The 24504-nt window shown below is 36.4% G+C and carries 21 protein-coding genes and 5 pseudogenes; 9 read left to right on the top strand and 17 right to left on the bottom strand.

Annotated features, from left to right (window positions below; all coding sequences use genetic code 11):
* Window positions 1-20: 20 nt before the first annotated feature.
* The 4 genes and pseudogenes from AAEU33_RS00210 (at window position 21) to AAEU33_RS00195 (ending at window position 5910) form a co-directional block, all read left to right on the top strand.
* Window positions 21-1673 carry a hypothetical protein gene (locus tag AAEU33_RS00210; protein WP_345990343.1) on the top strand — a complete coding sequence of 551 codons (1653 nt, stop codon included), beginning with the start codon at window positions 21-23 and terminating at the stop codon, window positions 1671-1673.
* A 9-nt stretch (window positions 1674-1682) separates the two neighbouring features.
* Complete coding sequence (locus AAEU33_RS00205; protein WP_345990341.1) at window positions 1683-2216, top strand: hypothetical protein; 534 nt, start codon at window positions 1683-1685, stop codon at window positions 2214-2216.
* 83 nt (window positions 2217-2299) lie between these two features.
* Window positions 2300-5116 (top strand): annotated as a pseudogene (polA, locus tag AAEU33_RS00200) (DNA polymerase I).
* 2 nt (window positions 5117-5118) lie between these two features.
* Window positions 5119-5910, top strand: coding sequence for a hypothetical protein (locus tag AAEU33_RS00195; RefSeq protein WP_345990339.1), 792 nt, complete (start codon window positions 5119-5121; stop codon window positions 5908-5910).
* A gap of 291 nt (window positions 5911-6201) precedes the next feature.
* Here the strand turns inward: AAEU33_RS00195 and AAEU33_RS00190 are convergent, their stop codons facing one another.
* Both AAEU33_RS00190 and AAEU33_RS00185 read right to left on the bottom strand, forming a co-directional pair.
* Window positions 6202-6597: a hypothetical protein gene (locus AAEU33_RS00190; protein ID WP_345990337.1), complete on the bottom strand. Its 396-nt coding sequence runs from the start codon at window positions 6595-6597 to the stop codon at window positions 6202-6204.
* Window positions 6598-6824: 227 nt separating this feature from the next.
* Window positions 6825-7244 carry a hypothetical protein gene (locus tag AAEU33_RS00185; protein ID WP_345990279.1) on the bottom strand — a complete coding sequence of 140 codons (420 nt, stop codon included), beginning with the start codon at window positions 7242-7244 and terminating at the stop codon, window positions 6825-6827.
* Window positions 7245-7403: 159 nt separating this feature from the next.
* Here AAEU33_RS00185 and AAEU33_RS00180 point away from each other — a divergent pair, with 159 nt between their 5' ends.
* A complete protein-coding gene (locus tag AAEU33_RS00180) occupies window positions 7404-7694 on the top strand; it encodes a hypothetical protein (RefSeq protein WP_345990335.1) in 291 nt (96 codons plus the stop codon).
* Here AAEU33_RS00180 and AAEU33_RS00175 read toward each other — a convergent pair.
* From AAEU33_RS00175 to AAEU33_RS00165, 3 genes and pseudogenes are all read right to left on the bottom strand, one after another.
* Entirely contained in the window at window positions 7681-7857 is a 177-nt protein-coding gene (locus tag AAEU33_RS00175) for a hypothetical protein (RefSeq protein ID WP_345990333.1), read from the bottom strand. The genes AAEU33_RS00180 and AAEU33_RS00175 overlap by 14 nt on opposite strands.
* Before the next feature lie 159 nt (window positions 7858-8016).
* Window positions 8017-8651: pseudogene (locus tag AAEU33_RS00170) on the bottom strand (LysE family translocator).
* A gap of 38 nt (window positions 8652-8689) precedes the next feature.
* Complete coding sequence (locus AAEU33_RS00165) at window positions 8690-8986, bottom strand: hypothetical protein (RefSeq protein ID WP_345990275.1); 297 nt, start codon at window positions 8984-8986, stop codon at window positions 8690-8692.
* A gap of 540 nt (window positions 8987-9526) precedes the next feature.
* Here AAEU33_RS00165 and AAEU33_RS00160 point away from each other — a divergent pair.
* From AAEU33_RS00160 to AAEU33_RS00150, 3 genes are all read left to right on the top strand, one after another.
* A complete protein-coding gene (locus tag AAEU33_RS00160; protein WP_345990331.1) occupies window positions 9527-10141 on the top strand; it encodes a TetR/AcrR family transcriptional regulator in 615 nt (204 codons plus the stop codon).
* A gap of 90 nt (window positions 10142-10231) precedes the next feature.
* Window positions 10232-11380, top strand: coding sequence for an MFS transporter (locus AAEU33_RS00155; protein WP_345990329.1), 1149 nt, complete (start codon window positions 10232-10234; stop codon window positions 11378-11380).
* 125 nt (window positions 11381-11505) lie between these two features.
* Window positions 11506-12069 (top strand): isochorismatase family cysteine hydrolase, encoded by a 564-nt coding sequence (locus AAEU33_RS00150; RefSeq protein ID WP_345990263.1) that lies wholly within the window; start codon window positions 11506-11508, stop codon window positions 12067-12069.
* Window positions 12070-12123: 54 nt separating this feature from the next.
* Here the strand turns inward: AAEU33_RS00150 and AAEU33_RS00145 are convergent, their stop codons facing one another.
* On the bottom strand, window positions 12124-12753 hold the full coding sequence (locus tag AAEU33_RS00145; RefSeq protein ID WP_345990327.1) for a hypothetical protein: 630 nt from the start codon (window positions 12751-12753) through the stop codon (window positions 12124-12126).
* Window positions 12754-12764: 11 nt separating this feature from the next.
* Window positions 12765-13112, bottom strand: a complete 348-nt coding sequence (locus tag AAEU33_RS00140) for a hypothetical protein (RefSeq protein ID WP_172284130.1) — start codon at window positions 13110-13112, stop codon at window positions 12765-12767.
* Window positions 13113-13282: 170 nt separating this feature from the next.
* Here AAEU33_RS00140 and AAEU33_RS00135 point away from each other — a divergent pair, with 170 nt between their 5' ends.
* The gene (locus AAEU33_RS00135; protein WP_345990325.1) at window positions 13283-13459 is read left to right on the top strand and encodes a hypothetical protein; all 177 of its coding nucleotides are present in this window, start codon (window positions 13283-13285) and stop codon (window positions 13457-13459) included.
* A gap of 39 nt (window positions 13460-13498) precedes the next feature.
* On the opposite strand, the gene AAEU33_RS00130 is transcribed toward AAEU33_RS00135, so the two are convergent.
* From AAEU33_RS00130 to AAEU33_RS00085, 10 genes and pseudogenes are all read right to left on the bottom strand, one after another.
* Entirely contained in the window at window positions 13499-13795 is a 297-nt protein-coding gene (locus AAEU33_RS00130; protein ID WP_345990323.1) for a hypothetical protein, read from the bottom strand.
* Window positions 13796-13797: 2 nt separating this feature from the next.
* Window positions 13798-14355, bottom strand: coding sequence for a YdeI/OmpD-associated family protein (locus tag AAEU33_RS00125; protein ID WP_345990257.1), 558 nt, complete (start codon window positions 14353-14355; stop codon window positions 13798-13800).
* Window positions 14356-15316: 961 nt separating this feature from the next.
* A pseudogene (locus AAEU33_RS00120) lies at window positions 15317-16625 on the bottom strand (DUF389 domain-containing protein).
* A gap of 147 nt (window positions 16626-16772) precedes the next feature.
* Window positions 16773-17921, bottom strand: a complete 1149-nt coding sequence (locus AAEU33_RS00115) for an NAD(P)/FAD-dependent oxidoreductase (RefSeq protein ID WP_345990321.1) — start codon at window positions 17919-17921, stop codon at window positions 16773-16775.
* 24 nt (window positions 17922-17945) lie between these two features.
* Window positions 17946-18224 carry a hypothetical protein gene (locus tag AAEU33_RS00110; RefSeq protein WP_345990248.1) on the bottom strand — a complete coding sequence of 93 codons (279 nt, stop codon included), beginning with the start codon at window positions 18222-18224 and terminating at the stop codon, window positions 17946-17948.
* 83 nt (window positions 18225-18307) lie between these two features.
* On the bottom strand, window positions 18308-18706 hold the full coding sequence (locus AAEU33_RS00105; protein ID WP_345990246.1) for a DUF6597 domain-containing transcriptional factor: 399 nt from the start codon (window positions 18704-18706) through the stop codon (window positions 18308-18310).
* Between the two features lie 636 nt (window positions 18707-19342).
* The gene (locus tag AAEU33_RS00100; RefSeq protein WP_345990319.1) at window positions 19343-21058 is read right to left on the bottom strand and encodes an ATP-binding protein; all 1716 of its coding nucleotides are present in this window, start codon (window positions 21056-21058) and stop codon (window positions 19343-19345) included.
* Between the two features lie 5 nt (window positions 21059-21063).
* Window positions 21064-22171, bottom strand: a pseudogene (locus tag AAEU33_RS00095) (sensor protein KdpD).
* Between the two features lie 56 nt (window positions 22172-22227).
* Window positions 22228-23312, bottom strand: a pseudogene (locus tag AAEU33_RS00090) (porin).
* 26 nt (window positions 23313-23338) lie between these two features.
* A complete protein-coding gene (locus AAEU33_RS00085; RefSeq protein WP_345990317.1) occupies window positions 23339-24085 on the bottom strand; it encodes an outer membrane beta-barrel protein in 747 nt (248 codons plus the stop codon).
* Window positions 24086-24504 lie beyond the last annotated feature (419 nt).

The following is a 24504-nucleotide window of genomic DNA, read 5'->3' as shown; positions in this document are numbered from 1 at the left end:
ATAAATCCTAAAAACCAGATATGGGAAATAAGATTATTACAGAAAAAGACTTCTGGATGTGCTCCAGCGGCGCAATGCCTGCACAACTACAGGGAACCAGAAAAAGCAATAAAAAAAGCTCCGGAGAAGTCTACATCACTGTAGCGGATACCGCTACAAGCAGCTGGATAGATTTCGGCTGTACAAAAAATATGCTTTGGGCCGCACTTTTAACTGCTGTGGCTGTAGTGGTAGTAGTTGCATTGATCGTTGGCACGGGAGGAGTTGCTGCTATAGGTCTTATCGGAATGATGGCCATCGGCGCAGCTGCTGGGGTTGCAGGAGGAGTTATTGCAGCCGTAGACGGAGCATTGAAGTGTGGGCAAAAAAATGCCACGGCAAGAACATGGGATGGAAGTAAGAGTAATCTAATACTTACAGGAACTCCAGGTATTACAGGAGACCGTACCATGACCTGTTCTATAGGTGGAGTGGTGAAATTTGCTCCTGAAATCAAAAGCTGGACCCATGCTTTAGCTTTGGGTAGCTTTAATTATGTTACTCAGCTTGCAGGCTGTGCCCTTGGTGGTGCGGCGGTAGGGGCTGGAGGATTTCTGGTCTCGGGACTGGCAGGCGGATCACTAGCCGTAGCAGCGCCAACTTTTTCCAGTGTCCTCTCAAACGTTGCCGGAAGTTTTACCGGAATTTGGGGAGGCAGTCGTGCATTGTTCGGATTAAATGCGCTGGCTAATGAGCATGCTTATGGAAATGTTCAGGATGCCGGTGATGCCGGAGCTGCTTTAGTCAATGGAGGAATTCCTGAAATAGGCATGGGAAAACGTATTTTTACCGGACAGGCCCATCCGTCCGATTATCTTCTTTTCCTATATTTGCTTAATATTAAAGTGAAAGAACCTGCTCCGCCACTAAAAGAATCAAACAGCGGTGGTGATAAGGATGGAAATACTCCTTCTGATAATGACGGAAATACCGCTAATAAAGAAGAAGGAAAACCAAAAGATGAAGGTCAGCCAAAGGACGAAGAACCACCAAAAGACGAGAAACAGCAAGCGGCAGAGGAAGATGGACCTAACGGAAATAAAGGACAAGGTGATGAAGGGCAAAACAATTCCGGAGAAAATAAAAAAGGTGATGCTTATGAAAGTACACCCCAAAAACCTAGTGATAAATTAATTGCTGATACAGAGGCGAAGGCTAAAGAAATTGTAGAAACTCAAAGTGCTAAAGAAAGGGGACCATGTTTATCAGGCGTATATGATCCTGCAACAGGTAAAACCTTTTTTGGACAAAACTTTAAAAATAACGTAACAGGCAAGAATGCTTATGAAAAATGGTTGAGTGATCCTCCTGAATTGGGTGGTGCAGATCCTCTTATCAAACAAAAAGTAGCAGAGTACGAAGCCAAAATTAAAAGTGGTGAAATAAAACTTCCTGAAACTGCAGACAACCGATTAGCAGCTCACTCTGAAATAAGAGCTTACGATCAGGCTTTAAAAGCAAGAAGGGAAGCCGGTCTTCCGGTAGATGAAAATTCAATCCGGGAAATGGATCTTCACAATAGGGATTTACAGAATAATGCAATTAAAAATAATAATGGAACACCTCCTCCTAAGGTAAGATGCCCTCATTGTGGTTTCCTGACAGATGGAATAAACACTCATGGACATAAATAATAAACTTATATGATTGACAAAAATGCAGAGCTGAGATTAGAAGATACTGATGATCGTTTGTATACTAAAAATGATAGTAACGGATTTGCTGTATATTTTTTAGATAAAGAATGTAAAGAACCCTTTACGGGAGAAATATATGTAAAATTCAAAGATGCTATAGAATCTGAAGCCCAATATAAGAATGGCTACAAAAATGGGATCGAATACATCTATGATTCTGACGGAAATCTGGAGCAGGCTAATGAAAACAAAGGCAATGTAATGTATGGTGTTTCAAAAGAATATGATGAAGATGGAAATATTGTAAATGCAAGCATCGTTTTTAATAATGAGTATCTGAAATCTATTGAACTTATTGATGGGACATTTCAGGAAACAACTTCTTACCAGGATAAATTCGGAGAATTTTTGCCGGATTATTTACGGGAATTGTTAAGCCTTTCCAAAGAAGAATTGTTTAATTATGAATTTAAACCTGATAATCCGCATCTTAATTATAGTAAAAATAAAGAAGACCTGAAAAGGTCTTCTTTTATTTGATGGAACTTTAAAATTAAAAATCTCATCTTTAATTGTAGAACATAAATATTCCTATTTTCTTATATTTGTTCATTATAGAAAATATGGACGCAACTCAAGATAAAAGGTTATTTCTCATCGATGCTTATGCGATGATTTTCAGAGGATATTACGCATTGATCAGAAATCCAAGGTTAACGAGTACGGGAATTGATACTTCGGCTATTTTTGGTTTTACAAACTCTCTGATCGAATTGATCAGAAGAAAGACCTACGCATTTGGCAGTGGTGTTTGATGTAGGACAAGCCAGTGTAAGAACAGATGATTTTGCAGATTATAAGGCGAACAGAAGTGAAACCCTGAGGCGATCAAGATTGCCGTTCCGTACATTCACAGGATTTTGGAGGCAATGCATATTCCTTACTTAGGGGTTGAAGGATATGAAGCGGATGACGTAATCGGTACCATTGCCTGCAAAGCAGAAAAAGAAGGATATACTACTTTTATGGTAACACCGGACAAAGACTTTGCCCAATTGGTTACCGATAAAATCAAGATCTATAAACCAGGTTTAAAGGGAGGAGATATAGAAATTCTTGGTGTAGAAGAAGTAAAAGCTAAATATGAAATCGATGATCCGAAACAGGTCATTGACTTCCTGGCGATGATGGGGGATGCCGTAGATAATATTCCGGGATTAGAAGGAGTAGGAGAAAAAACTGCGATGAAATTCCTGAAAGAATACGGAAGTATCGAAAATCTTTTAGCCAATACCCATCAGTTAAAAGGGAAATTGAAAGAAAAAGTAGAAGCGTCGGCAGAAAGAGGAATTTTATCCAAAAAATTAGCCACCATTATCTGTGATGCTCCTATCGAATTCCATCAGGAACAATACGATCTTGAAACTCCCGATTTTGAAAAAGTAAAACAGGTTTTTGACGAGATCGAATTCAGGAGATTATATGAAAATCTTTACCGTGCTTTTGCTCCTACAGAAACTGTTGTGGTAAGTGAGGTTGAGGTTACACAGACTCCTGCCGGAACTCAGGTAAAGGGTCAGGTTACACAGCTTGATCTGTTTGCTACTTATGAGGAATTGGATCAGGCGACTTCTACAAAATCAACAATAGAACACAACGAACATTTATACCAGTTTATAGATAATCCTAAAGCCCAAAAAATCCTTGTTAACAATTTATTACAGCAAAGGGTAGTATGTTTTGATACCGAAACAACTTCTTTAAATGAGTTGGAAGCTGAGTTGGTAGGAATGAGTTTCTCGTATAAGAAAGGATTGGCTTATTACATACCTTTGTCAGAAGATCAAGGAGAAGTGCTGCAAACATTAGAAATTTTCAGACCTTTTTTTGAAAAGGAAGATCTTCTTAAGGTAGCCCATAATCTGAAATTCGATTACAAGATATTAAAGCAATACGGCATTACTGTAAAAGGTGCAATGTTCGATACTATGATTGCTCATTATCTTCTGAATCCGGACGGAAGACACGGAATGGATTACCTTTCAGAAGTATATTTAAATTATAAACCTGTTTCCATAGAAACCATTATTGGTAAAAAAGGTAAGAAGCAGGGAACTTTCAGAGACGCAGATTTAAGGACACAAACGGACTATGCTGCGGAAGACGCAGATGTAACGTTCCAATTATATGAGCTTTTTGCTCCGCAATTGAAAAAAGAAAACCTTGAAGACCTGTTTTTTAAAATAGAAATGCCATTAATGGTCGTTCTTGCAAAAATGGAACTGGCGGGGATTTCTCTTGATGAAAAATGGTTGGCTCAGGAAAGTATTGACCTTGAAAACGATCTGAAACAGCTTGAATCTAAGATTTTCGAGTTTTCAGGGGAGGAATTCAATATGAACTCTCCTAAGCAATTAGGAGAAATATTATTTGAAAAGATGCAGCTTGATCCGAAAGCTAAAAAAACTAAAACAGGGCAATATGCTACTTCAGAAGATGTTCTTCAAAAACTTTCTTCAAAGCATGAGATCATTCAGCATATCCTGGAATACAGAACCTATCAGAAACTGAAATCAACATATGTAGATGCCTTACCATCCCAGATTGATAAAGATGAGCGTGTACATACCAATTTCTCGCAGACAACTGCTGCAACCGGACGTCTGGCAAGTGTAAATCCGAATTTGCAGAATATTCCGATCAGAACATTGAGAGGACAACAGATTCGTGGTGCATTTGTTTCCGGGAAGAAAATCATCTCAGCCGATTATTCTCAGATCGAATTACGTCTGATTGCTGAGATTTCAGGTGAAAATAATATGATCAAAGCGTTCCAGGACGGTGAAGATATCCACGCTTCTACAGCTGCGAAACTCTTTAAAATTCCTTTGGAAGAAGTATCCAAAACACAAAGAGGGCAGGCTAAAACAGTTAACTTCGGAATCATTTACGGTCAGGGCGCTTTCGCACTAGCAGAACAAACAGGGCTATCCAGATCAGAAGCCAAACAGATGATCGAAGCTTATTTTGAGACCTATCCGAAACTGAAAGAGTATATGGCTGAGCAGGTTAAAAAAGCGCGCGAGCTAGGATATGTAGAAACTATTTTAGGAAGAAAACGTCATTTAAAAGATATCAACTCCAATAACTTTGTTGTACGTGGCCATGCAGAGCGGAATGCCGTCAATGCTCCTGTTCAGGGAAGCGCGGCAGATGTTGTAAAAATGGCAATGATCAAAATTGACAAGCAACTGGATGAACAAAATCTTCAAACTAAAATGCTGCTGCAGGTACATGACGAATTGGTATTTGAATCACCGATCGAAGAAATTGAAGTTGCTACAAAACTTATCAAAACCGAAATGGAAAGTGCCATCGAAACGCAGGTTCCTTTATTGGTTGAGGTTGGAGTAGGGAACAACTGGCTGGAAGCCCATTAAAAATGTCTACAAAAAAGTTTCTTCTCTCTATTTTTCTTGGACTGGAAGTGCTTGTGTTTTCGCAGGAAAAGAAAATACTATTCATTGGAAACAGTCTCACATATTATTACGATATGCCGAAAATGCTGGAAAAAATGCTGAATGAAGAGACTGATCATAGTTATAAGATTATCCAGGTCACTTTTCCGGGTGCACAATTGCAACATCAGATAAATGCTGGAGTTGCGAAAATCAGATTTGCTGAAAATGCCTGGGATGATGTAGTCGTACAACATGGAACTTTAGGATATTATGTTCCTGAAGAAGTGGAAAAGAATATTTTGCCAAGTATAAAAACACTTCAGAAATATGATATCAGTGGTAAAGCAAAGTTTTATTTGTTTTCGACCTGGGTGGATAAACAGAAATATCCATTTAAGAACTGTTATCCCAAAATGTTATACAGTACAAAAGGTGAAGATCAAAGTGAAAAATATTGTTCTAAAGAATTTCAAAATAGAGATGAACAAAAGAAATATCTTGAAAATCAATATTCTTTGATCGCAAAGGAAACCCAGATTGTCAAAACAAAACACTCCGCTATGGAATATGTATTTGAGAAAAAGTATCCGTATTTCAATATGTGGGATGATGAGTCCCATCCTTCAAAAATAGGTTCTTATTTTAATGCCTGTGTTTTTTTCAAAACGTTTTCGAATAGCAGTTTGAAAGATATAAAAGAAAATTTTGGCATATATCCTGAAACGGCCCTTATTATAAGGAGTTTTGTTGAAGAGAAGTATTCAGAATTCTAACAGAAAAAGTATAAAAAAAGCTGAACAAAGTTCAGCTTTTTTTATTGGGATTGGGATTTTATTAATATGGTAATAGTTTTAAATAAGCAAACTGTATCGATTTACTATTCCAGAATACAGACGATTTTTTTTGTATACCATTGATTTTAAACTCAATGGGTTTGAATGGAATTTGAAAACTGTCGATGCTATAACTTCCATTTGTTTGTCCAAGAAGCAGTAGTTTTTGTTCAGGGGCTAATTTAACCAAGTTAAGAAACTCTCCGGCAGCTATACCTATTTGCCCTAAGGTTAATAAAACACTGATAGGACATTGTATCTGAAATTTAGGATCCAAAGAAGACTATGAAGTGGACTTGGTTGTATAGATGCATTATATAATATATCATCGGGCTTGATATGTAAAAGAAGGTTTTCTCCTTCACGTGCTGAGGTGATAGATATTTTTGATACGGACTCTGGTATACTAATGTCAATATCACTTGATACTCTTTTATCATAATCGGAAAAGCAAAAGAAAATATGTCCAAGGTCCACAGGCTTTAACTCAAGATTGGACTGCAGAGTAGCATCGACATTACCATAGTATTGCATGCTCATTTCTGAAAGATCCGGATTAAAACGGAGGGATTGAAAATGAACAAACGCTTTTCCGTTACCGGATATTTCTCCTTTAAATCTTCCCAAAGCTAAGAAATCCAGGGTTTCCCGCCAGACGTTACAGGCTGCTACTTTGGCTTCATTTTCAACCTGATGAGCAATACGAGCCGTTTCACGGGCAGTCTGCCAAATGACTCTTTGCGCCTCTCTCCGTACTCTGCATGCAGCCCTTGTACTGTGACATATCGGATCCCATCTGGAGCAGCTCCAGTTACAGCTTGGGCCGTTGAAATCTGGATATTTAAAATTGGTCCTTACTTTCTGGCAGTTGATATCACCTCTTTTACTTCCAGCTTCTCATTGAATGAAGTCTGAGGAATAATGAAATTCTGTTTTAAAATAATAGGAGTGGAAAAGGCTTCGTTGAAAATCGATGAAATCTCTGCTTTACTTACATTAGCCGTTACTGAAGATTTTGCATCAATAGGTTCAAAAACGCTTAGCCATAAATTGTCATACCTTTCACTAAATGATTTGAACAGTTTAGATAATTCAGCTTCATTTCTAGGTTTGCTTTGAGAAATACTTATTAAGTCATTAATTAAAGGCTTTTCTTTTGTTAATTCAGCCATTATCGAAATACCTGTGGATTGTATTCTTACCGATGATTTTTTTACAAACCGTGATATTCTTATGGAGTCAGCGATAATTTCAGTGTCCGGATTTTTAAACATTTCCTTTAGGCTAAGCTGATAAGATTGTCCCCAGCCAATATTAATAATTGTTGGCTTTTTAAAAATTTGCCCGTTTACATTGTCGATATAATTTTTAAGAATGGGGAAAGCAATTTTGCCAATACCTTTTGTGATATTTTGGGATGTTTCAAAAATTTAATGCTTTCAATTTTTAAAGAAGTTAAAGCACTTCTCAGGTATAAAGAATCTGATTTGGTAGAAACAGCAGTAACCCCTTTGAAATTCCCGGTGGCTTCTATACTATATTTAGGAAACCTGACTGAAAAATCAGCTTCTACAAATATTCCCTGTTTATCAAAGGATAGTTTTGGAGTTACATTTTGTACCAGGATGTTCTCATCATTTATCGCTTCCGCTGCTTTTTTGATCTCAGGAGGTAAATATTGCAGAATGATATCCCTATCTATATTTACTCCTATATGGGGCTGAAATCAGTAAGCTCAGAAAGGTTTTTTTCAACCGAGGTATATTGCTGGTCGATGGTAGAAACAGGCGGAAATTTTTTATTCAATGCGGTTTTTAGCGGAGTACAGCTGCCTAGAAAAAGTAAGACGCTGAATAGGCTTAAAGTTTTTGATAAATAATTTTTCATGGCTCTTTGTTTTGGTTAGTTTTATCTCTAAACAAAGTTGGAATAATCCCCATTCAATTTCAATTACCCTTTTTCGCTATTTTTTTAAATAAGAAAAAGCCTTAAACTATTGTTAAGGCTGCCATTATTACGGTTAATTTTTTTATTAGAATTCTGAATCTATTTAGCTTTTGAAAGTGCCATTTTCACGGCGAGAAAAACCAGTACACTGGCCATAAACCATTTTTGTATTCGCACCCAGATAGGATTTTTAGCAAAAAAGGAAGCTACTTTTGCTGCGGTCAGAACAATGATGAAATTGATGGTGAAACTTGTGAAGGCCTGTATCATCCCAAGTTCAATGCTTTGTGTAAAAATAGAGCCATATTGAGGCTTTATAAACTGTGGGAAAAAGGAAAGGTAAAAAACAGCAACCTTTGGATTAAGAACATTCGTTAAAAAACCAACGGTAAAGAGTTTTCTGGGACTGTCTATGGTCATGTCCTGATCCACTTCAAAGATGTTCTTACTGTTGGGTTTGATAGCCTGATAAGCAAGGTATAAAAGATATACTGTTCCCAATGTTTTTAAAATAATATAGGCATATGGAACAGCAAATAATACAGCGGTAAGTCCAAAAGAAACCATGACAATATGAAATAAAAAGCCACAGACCACACCGGCAAGAGAAATCAGTCCGGCTTTTTTCCCTGTGTAATGGATCTTGAAATCAAATAGATCATGTTAGGCCCGGGACTTATGACCAGAATAAGCGCTGCCAGAGCGAAAAATAAAAGATCATGGATAGGAATCATAATTTTTCACAAAGATAGAGATTTAGGTGTTTATTAATTTAAAGTGATAGATATTCTTTTAATTGGTCGATTTTTGTAATGAAATTGTCTTTATATTCAATATGAAAGAGGATGATATTCTTATCATCCGAGTCTATAGTAGCTTTGATATTTAGATCATTGTTTGTAATTAATGTAAACCAAATACTCTGATTTTCATCTGTTTGGTGAAGTTCATATTTAATTTGTTCCTTATCAAAGCAAGTTGCTAAATTAATTTCTTTACTAAGAAAAAAACTTAGCAAATTAGAAAGTTCTTCTTTAAAAATCCAGAAAGTATAGTGGTTTATTCTCATAGAATAATTTATTTATCTTGCCTGTCCGCTCCGAAATATCACTTAGGTTTAATAAGTTCGTAAAGTCTCATTACTGCATATTTTAATTCGTCCTGATTACAGAAGTACTCTTCAATTTCACCATATTTTTTGTAATTCGAAATATTGAATCCCTCTTCGATATCATTATAATAGATGACTTTTTCCCTGATATGGCAACTACCCAAAAACCATTTCCTTCTTTACCATATTCTTTTTCATTCCACTTGTGTGGCTCTACTTTTATAAGTTGCCAGAAATTCTTTAATTCACCAATTAATTCAAATTGGCTTTTATTGATTTTCTCATTAATTTCATTTTCTGTAATTGGAGTTCATTTTTCCATATCAAACTATATTTTAATTATTTTGGTTAATATAATAACGGATATACCTAACTATCTACGTGTATTGATTACTATCATCTTACAAGTAAAAGTAGTAAAAAAAAAAGAAAATAATATTTTTCATTTCGACAAAATTTGTAAATTTGTCAAATATTTCTATACAGAAAATTAACCAGATGAGTCAACCACTTTCCCAGGAAGAAATTTTAAAAAGCCAGATTTTACAGACCGCACAGGATCTGTATCAAAGGTATGGCATTAAAAAGGTGACGATGGATGATGTAGCTAAAGCTGTGGGAAAGACCAGAAGTGCTCTTTATTATTATTTCAAAAACAGGGATGAGCTTTTTGAGGCAGTTATGATTTCCTTAGTAGATGAAGTGAAGGATGAGCTGGAAAAGATGATTTATAAAGAAGAAACTTTAGAATCGCGCATCCGGGCTTTTTGTTTTGCTAAAGTAAAGGGTTTTAAAAAGACCAGAAACTTTATAACAGCTATTGAAGCACGTATGGATAGCGAGGAACGCTCTAAATATTCTGATATTATATGGGAAATTCATCAGAGGATGATGCGTTCTGAGACTGCTTTGCTAAAAAAAGTAATTCGCAATGCTGTAACAGCAGGTGAAATTAAAGAACCTGATTCCAGAGCTCTAGATGTTCTCTTGTTTGTTTTACTGAGCAGCATTCGTGGGATCCGGCGTGAATCAGTTAGTGAGAATTATAAGGATCAATGGGAAGATGGCGCAGAAATGTTTGCTCAAATGATTGTTGAGAAGATAAAAGCATGATTTTTTTATTTAAAATTTGACGTTTTGATGATTTTTGTCAAATAGTTAGATTAGAGTTGTATTAGTAATTTAAATAAGATATTATACATAATGAATATCAGCAGTGTAAGCACATTCAGGGCTTTTAAAAGTGACAATTTCAAATATTATTTTGCAGGACGTTCCATATCACAGTTCGGAACATGGATGCAGCGAACAGCTATTGTATGGCTCATCTATTCGCTTACCCATTCTTCGTTTATGTTGGGAGTTACAGTGTTTGCTGAGCAATTTCCTTCATTCCTTTTTTCTTTTGCTGGCGGAGTTGCAGCAGACCGGTTCAACAGGAGTACGATCATACGATGGACACAGATTGCGGCAGTATTGCAAACATCATTACTGGCGGTCTTATTTTTAACCCATCATATTGTTGTCTGGCAAATTCTGGCTTTAAGTGTGGTGTTGGGAATAATCAATGCTTTTGATGTTCCGGCAAGACAAACAATGATCAGCCAGGTAGTGATGGAGGAAAGTGATGTTCCAAGTGCACTTTCTCTCAGCTCCGCAACGTCAAGTATCAGCAAGGTATTAGGTCCTGCAGTTGCGGGTTTTGTATTAGAGCATTGGAATGTCGGTTTTTGTTTTGTACTTAATGCAATTGGTTTTATGATTGTAATTGTCTGTTTTTCGATGATGAAGTTGCCGGCGTATGAAAAGAAAACAACCCATAAAAAAATACTCTCAGAATTCAGAGAGGGGTGGGTTTATCTCAAAAATGAGTCCAGAATCGGCTTGGTAATTCTTATGCTTTCCCTGATGGGTTTACTGGTTTTACCTTACGATACTTTAATTCCTGAGGTTGCTAAAATTACTTTTAAAGGAAGTGCATCCACTTTTGGATATATTTCAGGATTTATAGGCTTAGGAGCTGTTTCAGGAACCATTTTACTGGCCTCACTCAAAAGAAATGATAAACTCAGGTTCTATCTTATTCTGAGTACAGCAGCCCTTGGTTTGGGGCTTATTCTGTTTTCGCAGTCAACAAATTTTTACTGGGCAATGCTGTTTGTGGTCTTTACAGGATTTGGAAGTGTGATGCAACTGACCAGCTGTAATATTATCGTGCAGTCCGAAGCGGCACCTCATATGAAAGGGAGGGCGATCAGTATTTTATTAACGGCTATTTTTGGAATGCTTCCGTTGGGAAGTTTAGTCACAGGATATGCTTCAGAGCATATAGAAGTAGTAATACACTCCTGATTCAAGGAATACTCGCAATCCTGATAGCAATATGTTTCTATAGGTTATTTACAATTCCTGAAAAAATAAAGTATCCTCTCCGGAAAAAGAGAATTCACTCGTGAAACAATTTAATATTAAAAAAAATGCAAGAAACAAACAAAAGCGCTTTGCTGGTAATGGATATGCAAAATTCTATTTTACAGAATATTGACGATCCGAAGCCATTAGTCAGCAATATTTCCAAAGCCATTTCTCATGCGAGGTCAAACGGGATCTCGGTTATTTACGTCGTGATTGCTTTCAGACCCGGAGCTCCTGAGATCAGTGAACATAACAAAACTTTTTCCAGATTTGGAAACAAAGAAATGTGGACTCCGGAATTTGCAGCACAATGGCAGGAGATTCACCAGGAAGTCCTACCTGAAAAAGATGAAGTGATCGTAACAAAAAAACGGTTCAGTGCATTTACAGGAAGTGATCTGGAAGTTGTATTAAGAGGAAAGGAGATCCGACATCTTATACTGACCGGCATCAGTACTTCGGGAGTAGTATTATCTACTTTACGGGAAGCTGCAGATAAGGATTATGAATTGACGGTGATTGAAGATTGTTGTGCAGACAGGGATTCTGAAGTTCATCAGGTACTTACTGCTAAAGTATTTCCTATTCAGGCCGAGGTGGTCAGTTTGGGTAATTGGATAGGATAAAAAATTAAAACTCCGGATAATAATCCGGAGTTTTGATTTTTTCTTAGTTCTCATTTATTTTAATGGAGTTTTCTTTATATTTTCCACTTCTTTCTTCATTCTCTTTTCCCAGCCTTTTCCATTTCTTTTATCCAAGTAGGGTTGCACTGTTTCTTTATATTTTTTTTCGCCTTTTACTGATATAGGATCCACTGTACAACCTGTATCCTGATATGAAATTCCGTATTTTTCACGGATACTATCTATACTGCGTATGGTTTTTTCATTGTATAATGGAACTGCGAGTCCGCCCGCATATCTGTATGTGATATGATCATTTTTAATATCTTTTTCGGCACGGATCATACATTCTTTCTCAGCTTGGGCAACTGCTTTCCGGTTTATCATGAAAGCTCTTACAGATTCAAAGGCCAGGTATGAAAACAGGAGACTATTTATGATAACAAAAACCAATAAGAATTTATTGGCAGCGTTTAAATTTTTAATTTGTAACGTACTGATCATCCAGGACACCAATGCAATAAAAACCACTGCAAAGAGCAGATATTGTATTTGGCTTATTTTGACCAGTTCAATGAAATTAAAATCGAATGAATCATTAATAACGCAAATACCATAAATATATGTGGTAAACAAAAGAAGTAATACAAAGATGTTAGCAAAGATCAGTTTATTTCTCATCATTAAATATTTGATCAGCGGTCTTTAAATAAAATTTGATAAACTTTTAAAATAATAAATCCAATCACAAAAAGTGCTATAGCAAGAACAATAGCCCTAAAATAAAGCTTTTGATATGCAGGATAATCAGAAGGAACTTTAAAATCATCAGCTGACTGAATCTTATTTTCCTTTAATATTTTTTCAATTCTGGCAGCATCTTTTTTATTGAAGTAAAATCTGATATCACCGGAAGCAGTTTGCATTTCAGAATCAGTCCAGTATTCAATATTAGCTTCGCAGAGCTTGCTTTCGAAGTCTATGGATTTTCGGAAAGGAATGTAAATCCGGTATTGTTCGTTATCAAAAATGGTTGGTTTCATAGGTTCTCAGATACTGTATATTAGTTCACGGTTCCTATAGCCAGAAAAACGATCAGCATAAAACCTGTAATACCTAAAATAAAAATGGAAAATTTCTTAATATCTTCAAAACTCCTTCCTTTTTTAAGATCAATCTTCTGAAGCCGTTTGATATTAATGAGAGTAATGCTGTGATAAAGACCAGTCCCAGAGCAGAGCATACTCCCGGCCCGGGAAATGTTTGTAAGGGGTTTTTATTTCCGGAATGGGGAAGAAAATCATACAGGAAAAGTGCATTCCACGCAATAATCAGCAATATAGGGACTAAAGGTTTTAAAGAAATCCACCCTGCATTTGCTGTTCAATAATTGTATAATTCTTTGGAGGTGCAGCATTTGCTTTAGCTGCTAAAAATCCGGTTTTTCTATTTCATTGATTATTCCTGCAGGATCTCTAAAGGTCCAGAAAATAACATTTGAATTGTACTTCTCAACGCGATGATAAATTTTGATTCCCTGTCCGATTAGAGGAATTGAAGTGTACGGCTTTATAGAGATAATATCCTGAGGTTGGAAAACGAGATTGCCTACCAGGGAAGCATTAATCTTTAGTATATCTGCATCAACATACAGGTCAGCAAATGGATAAGTGGCATTGGCAAGACCAATCCTTGCACCACCTGTTAATGTGAAATTTTTTTCCATAATTATAAAACTCGTTTTTGTTGTTCACTTTCACGGATTGTTTTCTCCAATCTGGATATCCTGGTTTTCTCCTGTTTGGCAGACATGATCCAGTGCAGCATGACTTTCTTATATGATGGTGCTTGATTACTAAAAAAATCCCAGGCTTTTTTATTCGATTTGAATTGTTTTTCAAAGGCAGGACTTAATTCGGCCAGAGCATTTTCATGGGAATATATTGCTGTTTTTTCCTGTTTTCTCAATGCAAATGCTTTGAGACCCGCTGTTTTCATTAATCCTGCTTGAGTCAGATCTTCAACCTTTTTTATATTGATCGCACTCCAGATGCTTGTCGGTTTTCTGGGAGTAAAGCGGATGGTATATTTTTCGACGTCTACACTTTTTCTTACTCCATCAATCCAGCCATAGCATAAAGCCTGGTCTACAGATTCCGACCAGGTCATAGAGGGTTTCTTTGTCCCTATTTTATAAAATCCTACCAACAGTTCTGTTTTTGTTTCGTGGTTCTTTTCCAGCCATTCCCGAAAATCCTGTGGTGTTGAAAAAAATTGTATTTCCATCCGTTACTTTTACTTTTTAAAGATGTTTTCAATTCCCTGAATACTATTTTCCGGTAATATTTTCTGGCTTTCCTCATAAGTTCAGGGGTAGAAATATTTTCGCTGACCTGCATCCCGTTAAAATAAAATTTGGTTCTATGACTGTTAATACTTCGCGTAGCAAAATCAAGATCTCGTAATGTATCCCGGTCAATAACTAACTTTTTGATTTTATAAAAGCGAATGTCATTTTTACGGAAACCGGATATCTTTCCAACATTCTTTCACTCATTGGGAAGATGGTGTCGAAAATAATATTGTTATTTTTAAGTTTGTCTACAATTTCTTCCTGTGAATAATTAACTGTAATATGGCATTTTGAACATTGCAGATTACCACGGCTTACGGTATAGCTGAAGCTTGGCGGGGAGAAGTAGCCATCAAAACAAACAATGAAGGAATTAAAATAAAAGTTGGATGAAGAGATGGTATTTTGATCCTGTGTAAGTTGTCAGCTCTTTGAATGATGAAATATGGGATGGGCAAGAACAGCAAAGCCAGCAGATCAGAATAATCAACAACTCTTGTTACAGGAATCAATGCATATTGATTATACCAATTGATCGCCCCTTCGGAATAACCGGATTTCCAGAATAGAAAGAGTAAAGCACCAATCCATATGGAATGAATTTTAAGTCTCGGAAAAATATAAGACAGGAGTAAAGGCAGGATGATAATTCCAACAACATCCGAGAGTTTGCCTGTAAGAAGTTTGCGAATTCATATTTAAAAAAATGATCATTCAGGAACAAAATGAGCAGACAGACTACAAATATATAATTGAGAAGAAGATATTTATTTCTTTGCATTTTCATCAGATATCAGTTAAAATTCAAATCCGAATTTACACAAATTACAGAGAAAAATAAAAGCAGATGAAATTTCATCTGCTTTTATTCCTACCGGACAAGGCTGGTGTGTCTCAATTCTTTTTCTTTACAGGATCTTTCCGGGTGTTGAATACAATAATATTATTGGTCTTAAGTCGGTTAACTAACCATGTTTTTAATTTTTCTTCATCTATCTTGGTTTCCGACTGATAAATAAAAGCAGTTTCCAGACTTGTTGAATCCGTAGTAAAATAATTTTGGAGTTTTCCGATAGCCATCTCCTGAACCTCCGGGAAGAGGATCTTTACTTCTTTTACCAGTTCAGGATTATCCATTTTATAGAGGTTCAGTTCATTCTTTAATTCATTCACCTGAAGATCCTTTTCTGTAATATTGGTTTTTTGAAGATTGATTTCGCTTAAGATCTCTTTTTAAGATCGCTGGTGTTTTGTTTAATAACGAGATTGGTGTTTTTTATTCCAAAATCCTCTAATGAAGTATTAAATTTCTTTATTTCCGTACTGTCGAATTTTGTAGATAAAAAAGCAAGCTCAATAGATTTGGGATTGGCATTATAATCCACTTTTTTATAGATTACAGTATATCCTTTTTTTGAAAATTCTTCATTGATGAAGTTCTCTACATTCTGGTTGTATTTTTTTTGGTTTAAAAGGTTATAAGCCAAATAACAACTCGGAACAATCATAATAATGATCAGGATCGAAATGCCATAACGTATTCTTTTTTCAAACGCTTTATTGGTGGTTTCTACAGCCTGATATTTGAGAGATTTTATAATCAGGAAGGTAGAAATACAAATAAAGAAACAGTTGATGGTATACAGGTAGAATGCCCCTGCCACAAAAGACCAGTTTGCCGTTGCAATACCGAATCCTGCAGTACACAATGGAGGCATTAACGCTGTTGCGATGGCCACTCCGGAATGGGGTTTCCTTTTCAATTCTTGTGATGGATATCGCTCCCACAATTCCACCGAAAAAAGCAATCAGGACATCATAAATATTAGGCGAAGTCCTAGCCAGCAGTTCAGACTGAATATCTTTGAACGGACTTAAATAAAAATATAAGCTTGAAACTGTTAAGCTGACCACCGTGGCGATCAGCAGATTTTTCATGGATTTCTTTAAAAGACTGAAATTAAACGTAGCCAAAGCAAAACCTGCTCCTACAATAGGTCCCATAAGTGGGAAATCAACATGGCTCCTATAATTACAGCCGTTGAGTTTACATTTAATCCTACTGACGCAATAAGTATAGCACAAGCCAGAATCCATAAATTAGCCCCCTGAAGGATACATTATTGGTCACATTTTCAAGAACAATAGCAGGATTTTCTTCTCCGTTATGGAGATTTAAAAAATTGGAAATCGTTTTTCTCATTTTTGTTGTGTGTTATAAGGGTGAAGAATAAAATCTCATTACTTCACTTTTTCGCAAATATAAATGTTTAGGATATAATTCCAAAAAATAAATATGAGTATAAAACACAATCTATGATTTCTCTGTTATGGCCTTCACAGAGCTGTTTTAATCCCCATTAAACATCTTCATTAGTTTTTCTATAGCTTTAGGTTCATGCATCAGCACCGTATTATCCAAAGTAACCCGGGTAATTTCTGAAGCTCTTTTTAGCATTTGGTTTTCATAATGAGATAAAGCATCCTGAACGGTGTCATACTTGTTGCTAGTGAGGCATTCTGCAAGCTCATATGCATCCTGCATCGCCATATTTACTCCCTCTCCGGCATAAGGTGGCATCCTGTGGGCAGCATCCCCCAGCATGGTCAGGTTAGGAAGTGTTTCCCATTTTTGATCAAGCGGGTAGTGGTACTGAGGACGTACAACAAATGATGAATCCTCACTCATAAACAATTCCTGCCAGGTCTCATTCCATGTTCCAAATTCTTTTCTGAACCATTCGAAGATCTGCTCTCGGTTACTAAAATCGATTCCGGATTCCCTGACCCAATTTTCATCGACTTTACATCCTGTATAAAAAGTGAGCGTACCATCTCCTTTGGTGCTGAACAATAATGTTTTTTCTTCATCCAACGCAAAAATTTTACCCCCTTCTACAAGCTTCCAGAGCTTTGGAGCATTAATAGCTGCGTGGTAAATATTTCCCTCAACCATAGTTATTCCTGAATAAACAGGCTGAATATCTGTAATATAAGGTCGTATTCTGGAGTTGGCTCCGTCAGCGGCAATAACGATGTCTGCATCATACGATTTCCCGTTTTTAAAATAAAGCCTCCAGCCATCACCTTGTTTTTCCATAGATAAAAACTGACTATCCCAAACCACGGTTCCCGGAGTAAGTGCTTCCAACAGAATTTTTCTTAATGGAGCCCTATCGATTTCAGGACGGTCTTCACTATGTGAATTCACTGAGTCATGTTCATTGAGATAAACTGTAAGGTCTTTGTCTAAAATTTTTAATTTTCCCGCATCTGGACGGTAGTGAGCGATAAAAGCATCCATTAACCCGGCTCTTTTTAAAGCTTCCAGTCCTGATTCTTCATGCAGATCCAAAGTTGCTCCCTGTACACGGACATCTTTATGCTCATCACGCTCATAAACTTGAACTTCAGCTTTGTTGATCTGCAGGAGATTTGCCAAAGTAAGCCCGCCGGGACCACCACCAATAATGGCTATTTTTTTATTTTGTACTATCATAATCTATTAAATTATGACGCAAAATTACTTCCCAGGAAGAACAGAAAATTGTATAAATCGGTCGTTTTTATTTTGGCTGAGTTCTTTGGGGAGAAATCCGGAAAGCCTTTTAATCTCTTTTATAAAATGAGACTGGTCACTAAAGTTTTGTTCGGGAAAAAGTTTTCCTTCTTTAATATGTGTAAAAGAGGCTCTGAATCTGAGAATTCCACAATAGGACTTTAAGGAAATACCGTATTGCTGATTAAAATAACGGTTGATCTGCCGTTCACTCCATATCACCTTTTCAGAAAGTTCTTTCACAGAAATATCTCCGTTGGCAGAGTAGACAAGGTCAAACAGCTTCCGTTTCCGCTCATCAATTTTCCGCAGAGAAAGTTCAGATGCTATTTTCTCTGTTGCTTTTTACAGAACTGATTAAAATCGTTCATATCATCCACAGTGAAACCCCAGAAATTCTCAGGCAGGTTCTTAGAATAATCTAAAATATCAGAAACAGTTTCGTGAAGTATATATTCGGTTGCCAGTAAATTAAAACTAATTGCAAAGGTTTTGGATTTTTCAGCAATTACAATTTCCTCAGGATGTGTTCCAATGCCTAAAAGAACAATATGAAAAGGCATTGTGGAGGACTGTGACAATATAATATCTATCCTTCCGTCAGGTAAAAGAATAGTTTCTTTTGTTTCTGACGGATTATCCAACATCCAGAAACTTTCTACAAAGTCTTTAAGAGAAGGCTCAGGCAGTTGAGAAGCATAGATAAGATTATTAGTCAGTTCCATAAATTAATATACTTATAATATGAAAATGATTTTTTTTTTATTTGATTGGGTAATTTTTAATCAAAATTTTCTTGTGAGTGAAAGGAACTCAATTTTTTATTTAAAATTTCTAATAATTTACTTGTTTTAATATTCAGGATATCACTTTGTATTACATTTTGAGCATTAGAATATATTGGAAATTTTTTATGTGAAGCATTTTCAGGATACTTCAGAACAATATGAATATATTCAGTTGTTTTAAGTCCCCGGTATCTTGTATCGGAGACGGAAAATTTTGAAATTTCTTCAAATTTTACTGAAACAGGTTTTCTCAATAAATTATGAATTATTATCCCGGAATTAGTAATACTTAGTAATGGCTTTCTTCGCAGTAATAACAATATTGAATATATTGAACTGAAAAGGAAAAGCAGAAAACCAAAATGAAGTATGATGACTTTATATAAAATCTGATTTTCTAGTTTATCATAAGATTGAATAAATAATAAGCAGAAACCAACTGATATAATAAGTATAATTAAACTCTTAATCTTATTAGAATAAAAATGGATTTCTTTCATTATAATATAAAATAAATTTGGATGCTAATAAATTAGCATCCAAATTTATGAAATCTCACTCTAGAATTTTAATCTAAGCCACCGGCAACCCAAAATAGAATGTACTTCCTTGGTCGGGTGCACTTTTTACTCCAATTTCACCATGTTGTTTTTCGATAAAGTTTTTCGAAATGGCCAGCCCTAGGCCGGTTCCGTTCTGATGTTCTCCCGGTACCTGAAAGTAGCGGTCGAAAATCTGGCGGTGGTATTTTTCATCAATTCCGCTTCCTGTGTCTGTGATGCTAAATAAGATCATTGCTTCAGACTTCTCTACCAGTATCCGGATGTTTTCGTCCTGAAAAGAATGTTTAATGGCGTTACTCAGGAAGTTATTCATCACCCAAACGGTTTTATCAAAATCTGCGGAAACAAGATCTTCTTCACTTGTGAGAAAGTCGGTGCTGATAGAAATATTCTTTTGTTCCGCTAGTTTTTCAACATTTTTAATAGCGGTAGTAACAATTTCTTTCGGTGAGCAGCTTTTAATATTCAGACGAATATTTCCGGTTTCCACCTGCGAGAGATTTAAAAGCTCACCTGTAATATCCAGGAGTCTTTGCCCGTCATCGTTGATGCTTTTCAATAATTCCTGTTGTTGATCATTAAGTTCTCCGAATTTCTGATTCCCTAAAAGCTGAACCCCCATTTTTATAGCCGCAATCGGGGTTTTTAATTCATGGGAAATCGTTGCTATAAAATTGGTTTTTGCAAAATCCAGCTCTTTGAAAGGGGTGATATTCCGGAGAAGGATTACCTTTCCGATATATCTTTTTTCCTTTTCGCCTGTTTTGGCAATATTAATGGGAACAATTTCCTGTTCGAAATAGTTCTCCTTATTATCAGAGACAATTTTGATCGGATCTTTTACAGGATGGTCCATATTTTTAAGCAGCTCCCTGATCAGGTCATTGTTTACAGCAACTTCATGAGCTGTTTTGCCAATAATTTCTTCCTTACGAAGGTTGGTGATTTTTAAAGCTTCATCATTGATCATGTAGATGTAATGATTTTCATCAAGTCCGATGACAGCGTCATGCATATTATTAACCAATGTTTCGATCCGCTTTTTATCCATCAGCTGTGTGGAAAGGGTGCTGCTTTCGTATTCCTGTAATTTCTCTGCCATGATATTGAAAGAGTTGGCCAGATCATTGAATTCTTCGCTTCCTTTAAAATGAACCCTTTCATTATAATTTTTATTGGCGATCTGCTTGATGCTGAAGGTCAGTTGGTTGATAGGCTCAGCAATAGTCTGTGGCAAATTAAACAAGAGGATAAAAGCGATAAGAAAACATACGGTTCCTAAACTTACGATCCAGAATGTGGCGCGTTCAGCAGTAACAATAGCAATGTCACTTTTACGCTCAATTCCTTTCATGTTCAGAGACATGATCTTTACTAAATCTTCACGGATAAGCTTTTCTTTTTTATAATCAGATTGCTTCAGATAACTGCTGAAGTGGATCTTCAGATTCTGAGTGATTTCTTTTTCGCCGATTTCTGAAAGGTTATGTTCCTGTAGTGCATTATTTTTTTCAAAATCTCTGACGGAAACAACGCTGTCTGTGCTCATTCTGTCCAGGGCAATCAGCATATTTTTAGAATACTCAAGGCTGTTGTAATTGGCTGTAAGGATTTTCTCGGTGTCTGATTTTAGTTTATTGATGTACACAGAACCGATCACTGACAGTAAAACGATCAGTAAAAATAAAAGACCAACGCCTAATGTGAGTTTAGTTTTAAGTTTCATTACTCTTAAGATAAAATGATAATGTCTATCTGTCGTTCGTTCAATCGGTTCATTAAGGTATAAATCCAGCTATATCCCGAAATTCTTTGCCAGAAATGAGAATGTGGTTTTCCAATGCAAACCGTTGTAATATTATGCTGGATCACATAATCCAGAATCCCTTTATGAACGCTGTTTTCCTTTATCCTGATTACTTTAGCCCCATTTCCTGTGCTAAATTAAAATTATTAATTAAATATCGTTGCTTATTTAGGGCTATTTTTTCCGGATTTTCCGAAGGTTTCTGTACATATAACACTGTCCACGGACTGTTGTAATAACTTGCCAGACGTGCTGTTTTCCGGATAATATTTTTGGCAATTTTCTCATTACTGCTTATGCAGGCGAGGAATTTTATAGGCTTAAAGTTTTCAGTTTTAATTTCTGTTTCTACCTTTCGTTCAACGTGGGTAGCAACTTCTTTTAAGGAAAGTTCCCGGAGCTGAAGAATATGTCCGCTTTGAAAGAAATTGTTCAGTGCTGTCTGAATTTTATCTTTTTTATAGATCTTTCCTTCTTTCAACCGCGTGAGAAGCTCATCAGCCGTTAGGTCTATATTCACAACTTCATCAGCAAGGGCTAGAACTTTATCCGGAACACGTTCAGTAACCTCCACACCGGTAATCTTTTTACCTCTTCGTTCAGGCTCTCAATATGCTGGATGTTCATTGCGCTGATGACATTGATCCCATTATCAAGAATTTCAAGGACGTCCTGCCATCTTTTCTTATTTTTTGAACCTTCAACATTTGTATGAGCCAGCTCATCGACAAGAACTACCTCCGGATGCTCATTAATAATAGCCTGAAGATCCATTTCTTCAAGATTTTTACCCTTGTAGAAGACAGATCTTCTTGCTATTTCAGGAATGCCATCAACCAATGCCACTGTTTCTTCCCGACCGTGGGTCTCAATATAACCAATCTTTACATCAATACCATTTCGTAACAGGGCATGAGCTTCCTGAAGCATTCGGAAGGTTTTTCCCACACCTGCACTCATTCCAATGTAGATCTTGAATTTCCCTTTTTTGGATTTCTGGATCAGTTCTAAAAATTGTATTGCTGATGACATTGATTTTATTCTTTTGAGTTTAACTTTTAACAATTTTTATATCGCTTCATGGGTTATTAAAACCAGACCGAAAGGCTGGTTGTAATGAAAAATTTCCCTGCTTCATATCGTCACCTTTTGCAAAGATCGCGTCTTTAGAGCTAAATCCTCTTGCCTCGGTACGAAATATAACATTCTTTAAAATAGCATAATCGATGTTCAGAGAATATCCGAACGTTTGAAATCCGTTAGGTGTTTTAGTGCTTATGATCACTCCGTTTTTATCATTATAATATTCAAGTCTTCCTGCAACAGCCCATCGATTATCCAGTTGGTATTTCATCAATATGTTGGGGCTATACCACACATTATACTGGTCACTGCCTTTTGATTTCTGTTCAGCACCAATATCAAACCCCAACACTGCTGAAAATGCTTCCGTTAATTGAAAACTTCCATACAAATCATGGAAATAACGCATTCTTTTATCCTCTTTTGCTTTATCATTTCCAATAAAAGAACTGCTGTTGAGGGTAATTTTATCATTGGGTTTATAGGTTACCTGATGTCCGAAAGAAATCGTTTGGTTTCCCTCTGGTTTTGCAATACGCTGCCATCCGTTCAATACGAGTCCGCTTAAAAACCATTTTCCGTTGTCAGAGGTATAAGATAATTTGGCACCGGTTTCAAAATAAGGAGAATTTTCAGCAGCGAAACTTCTGGTTAAATTCATATTATCTTTTCCTATAGCACTTTCCCAACCAATATGTGATGGCATTATGCCGGCATCAATCCAGAGGTTTTTCGTTTTTGAAACTTTAATACCAATATTAGCTTCATTTACATAGCGAAGTGCATTTTGCTCTGCAGCCATATTATCCTGGGCATAAGTTCCTGCCATTAAAGCAAAGTTGGCACGAAGCTGTTCACTTTCATAAGAAGCTTTTATCAAACCTAAGTTAAGATTTACTTCGTTATGTCTGTTGTAGGAATACAAGAAATTTTGGCGAAGATGATTACTGGGTTCATTGAAATCATAAGTGTAAAACAGTTCTGCATAAGCAGAAAATTTTACTTTAGGACTCAGTTTCATTGAATCTGAAGATTGTGCTTTCGGAAAAAAAATTCCTAATAGTATTCCAACAACAATATATTTTTTCATGTGATTTTAATAGTTAAATGATATTATTACAATCTGAACATTACAGCGAGTGTAAATCTGCTGTCAGACTTTCTCAGATCCGGTCTCCATGATTCTATAGGAGTATCTATCCATCCATCCGGACTGGTTGTTCCTTCTCTTCCGGCAAAATAGGGGATATTGCTTTTTCTGAAGCCATATTCTAATCTGAAGGTCACAAACTGATTAGGCATGATATCTACTGTTGCTGTTCCCTGAAACATTTTAAGTTTTTCTCCTGATGCAATTGCATCGTTGAAATCATTCTGAGCAACAGGAGAAGGTGAAAACGCTAAATAAGCTCCCGGATTCGAAACCGCGTCCGCTCTTAAAGTTAAAGCAATTTTATTATTATGAAACCAGAGTCTGTTAGCAACGGAAGTACCAATCATATAATTGTCCCTGGCCTTTATACCGCCTCCACTTTGAAACCCGTAATGGTTATTGATACTGAATGCTGCCTGTGATAAGCCTTTGCTTTCTTTATTTTTATAGTATCTGGCTACAATACTGTGGTCGTGGTGAAAACGGCGAACTCCAGGGTTGTTTCTTGTATCTTTTCCGTTAAGATAAAAATTAGCTACCAGCTGTAGATTCTCTGTAGGACGATAATAATTGGAAACCCCTAAACCAAGACCCGTATTCCAGGAATTGTAAGTTTGCCATCCATTGAGAACCCAGATCTCAGTTTTGAATTTTTTGAAGGATAAGCCTGAATTCTTGCTCCCTGAAAATAGAAAGGGGTAAAATCGCACACCAAACTTCTCTGGTAGTTCCAGTTTTCTCCCAGTACATAACTTTCCAAACCGATATAGCTCATGAAAATTCCGGCTTCCACATTCAAGCCGTGCATTACATTAAAGTGATAACCTGCTGCTGCTTCACGGATATATTTTAAATTACCTACGCTCGTATTTTTACCGTGATTTACAGTTCCATCAAGATCCTGAACGATAGAGCCCATTTGTCCGTACTGTAACCATAAACGACCGATTACATTCTTATAATTGGTCTCTAAACCAATACTAGCCATATTAATGGTCACTTCATTAGAACGTCCTATAGCTGAGGAAATAGTGTGTGTGTTATCTTTTGGGCGGTTAAAATCATAATTGTAATAAGCGTCCACATAGGTTACACCTGTAAGTATAGTTTCTCCATCTTTGTCTTTTAG

Source organism: Chryseobacterium sp. Chry.R1, assembly GCF_039645525.1.
Lineage (GTDB): Bacteria > Bacteroidota > Bacteroidia > Flavobacteriales > Weeksellaceae > Chryseobacterium > Chryseobacterium proteolyticum.
This window is presented reverse-complemented; position numbering and strand designations above follow the sequence as displayed.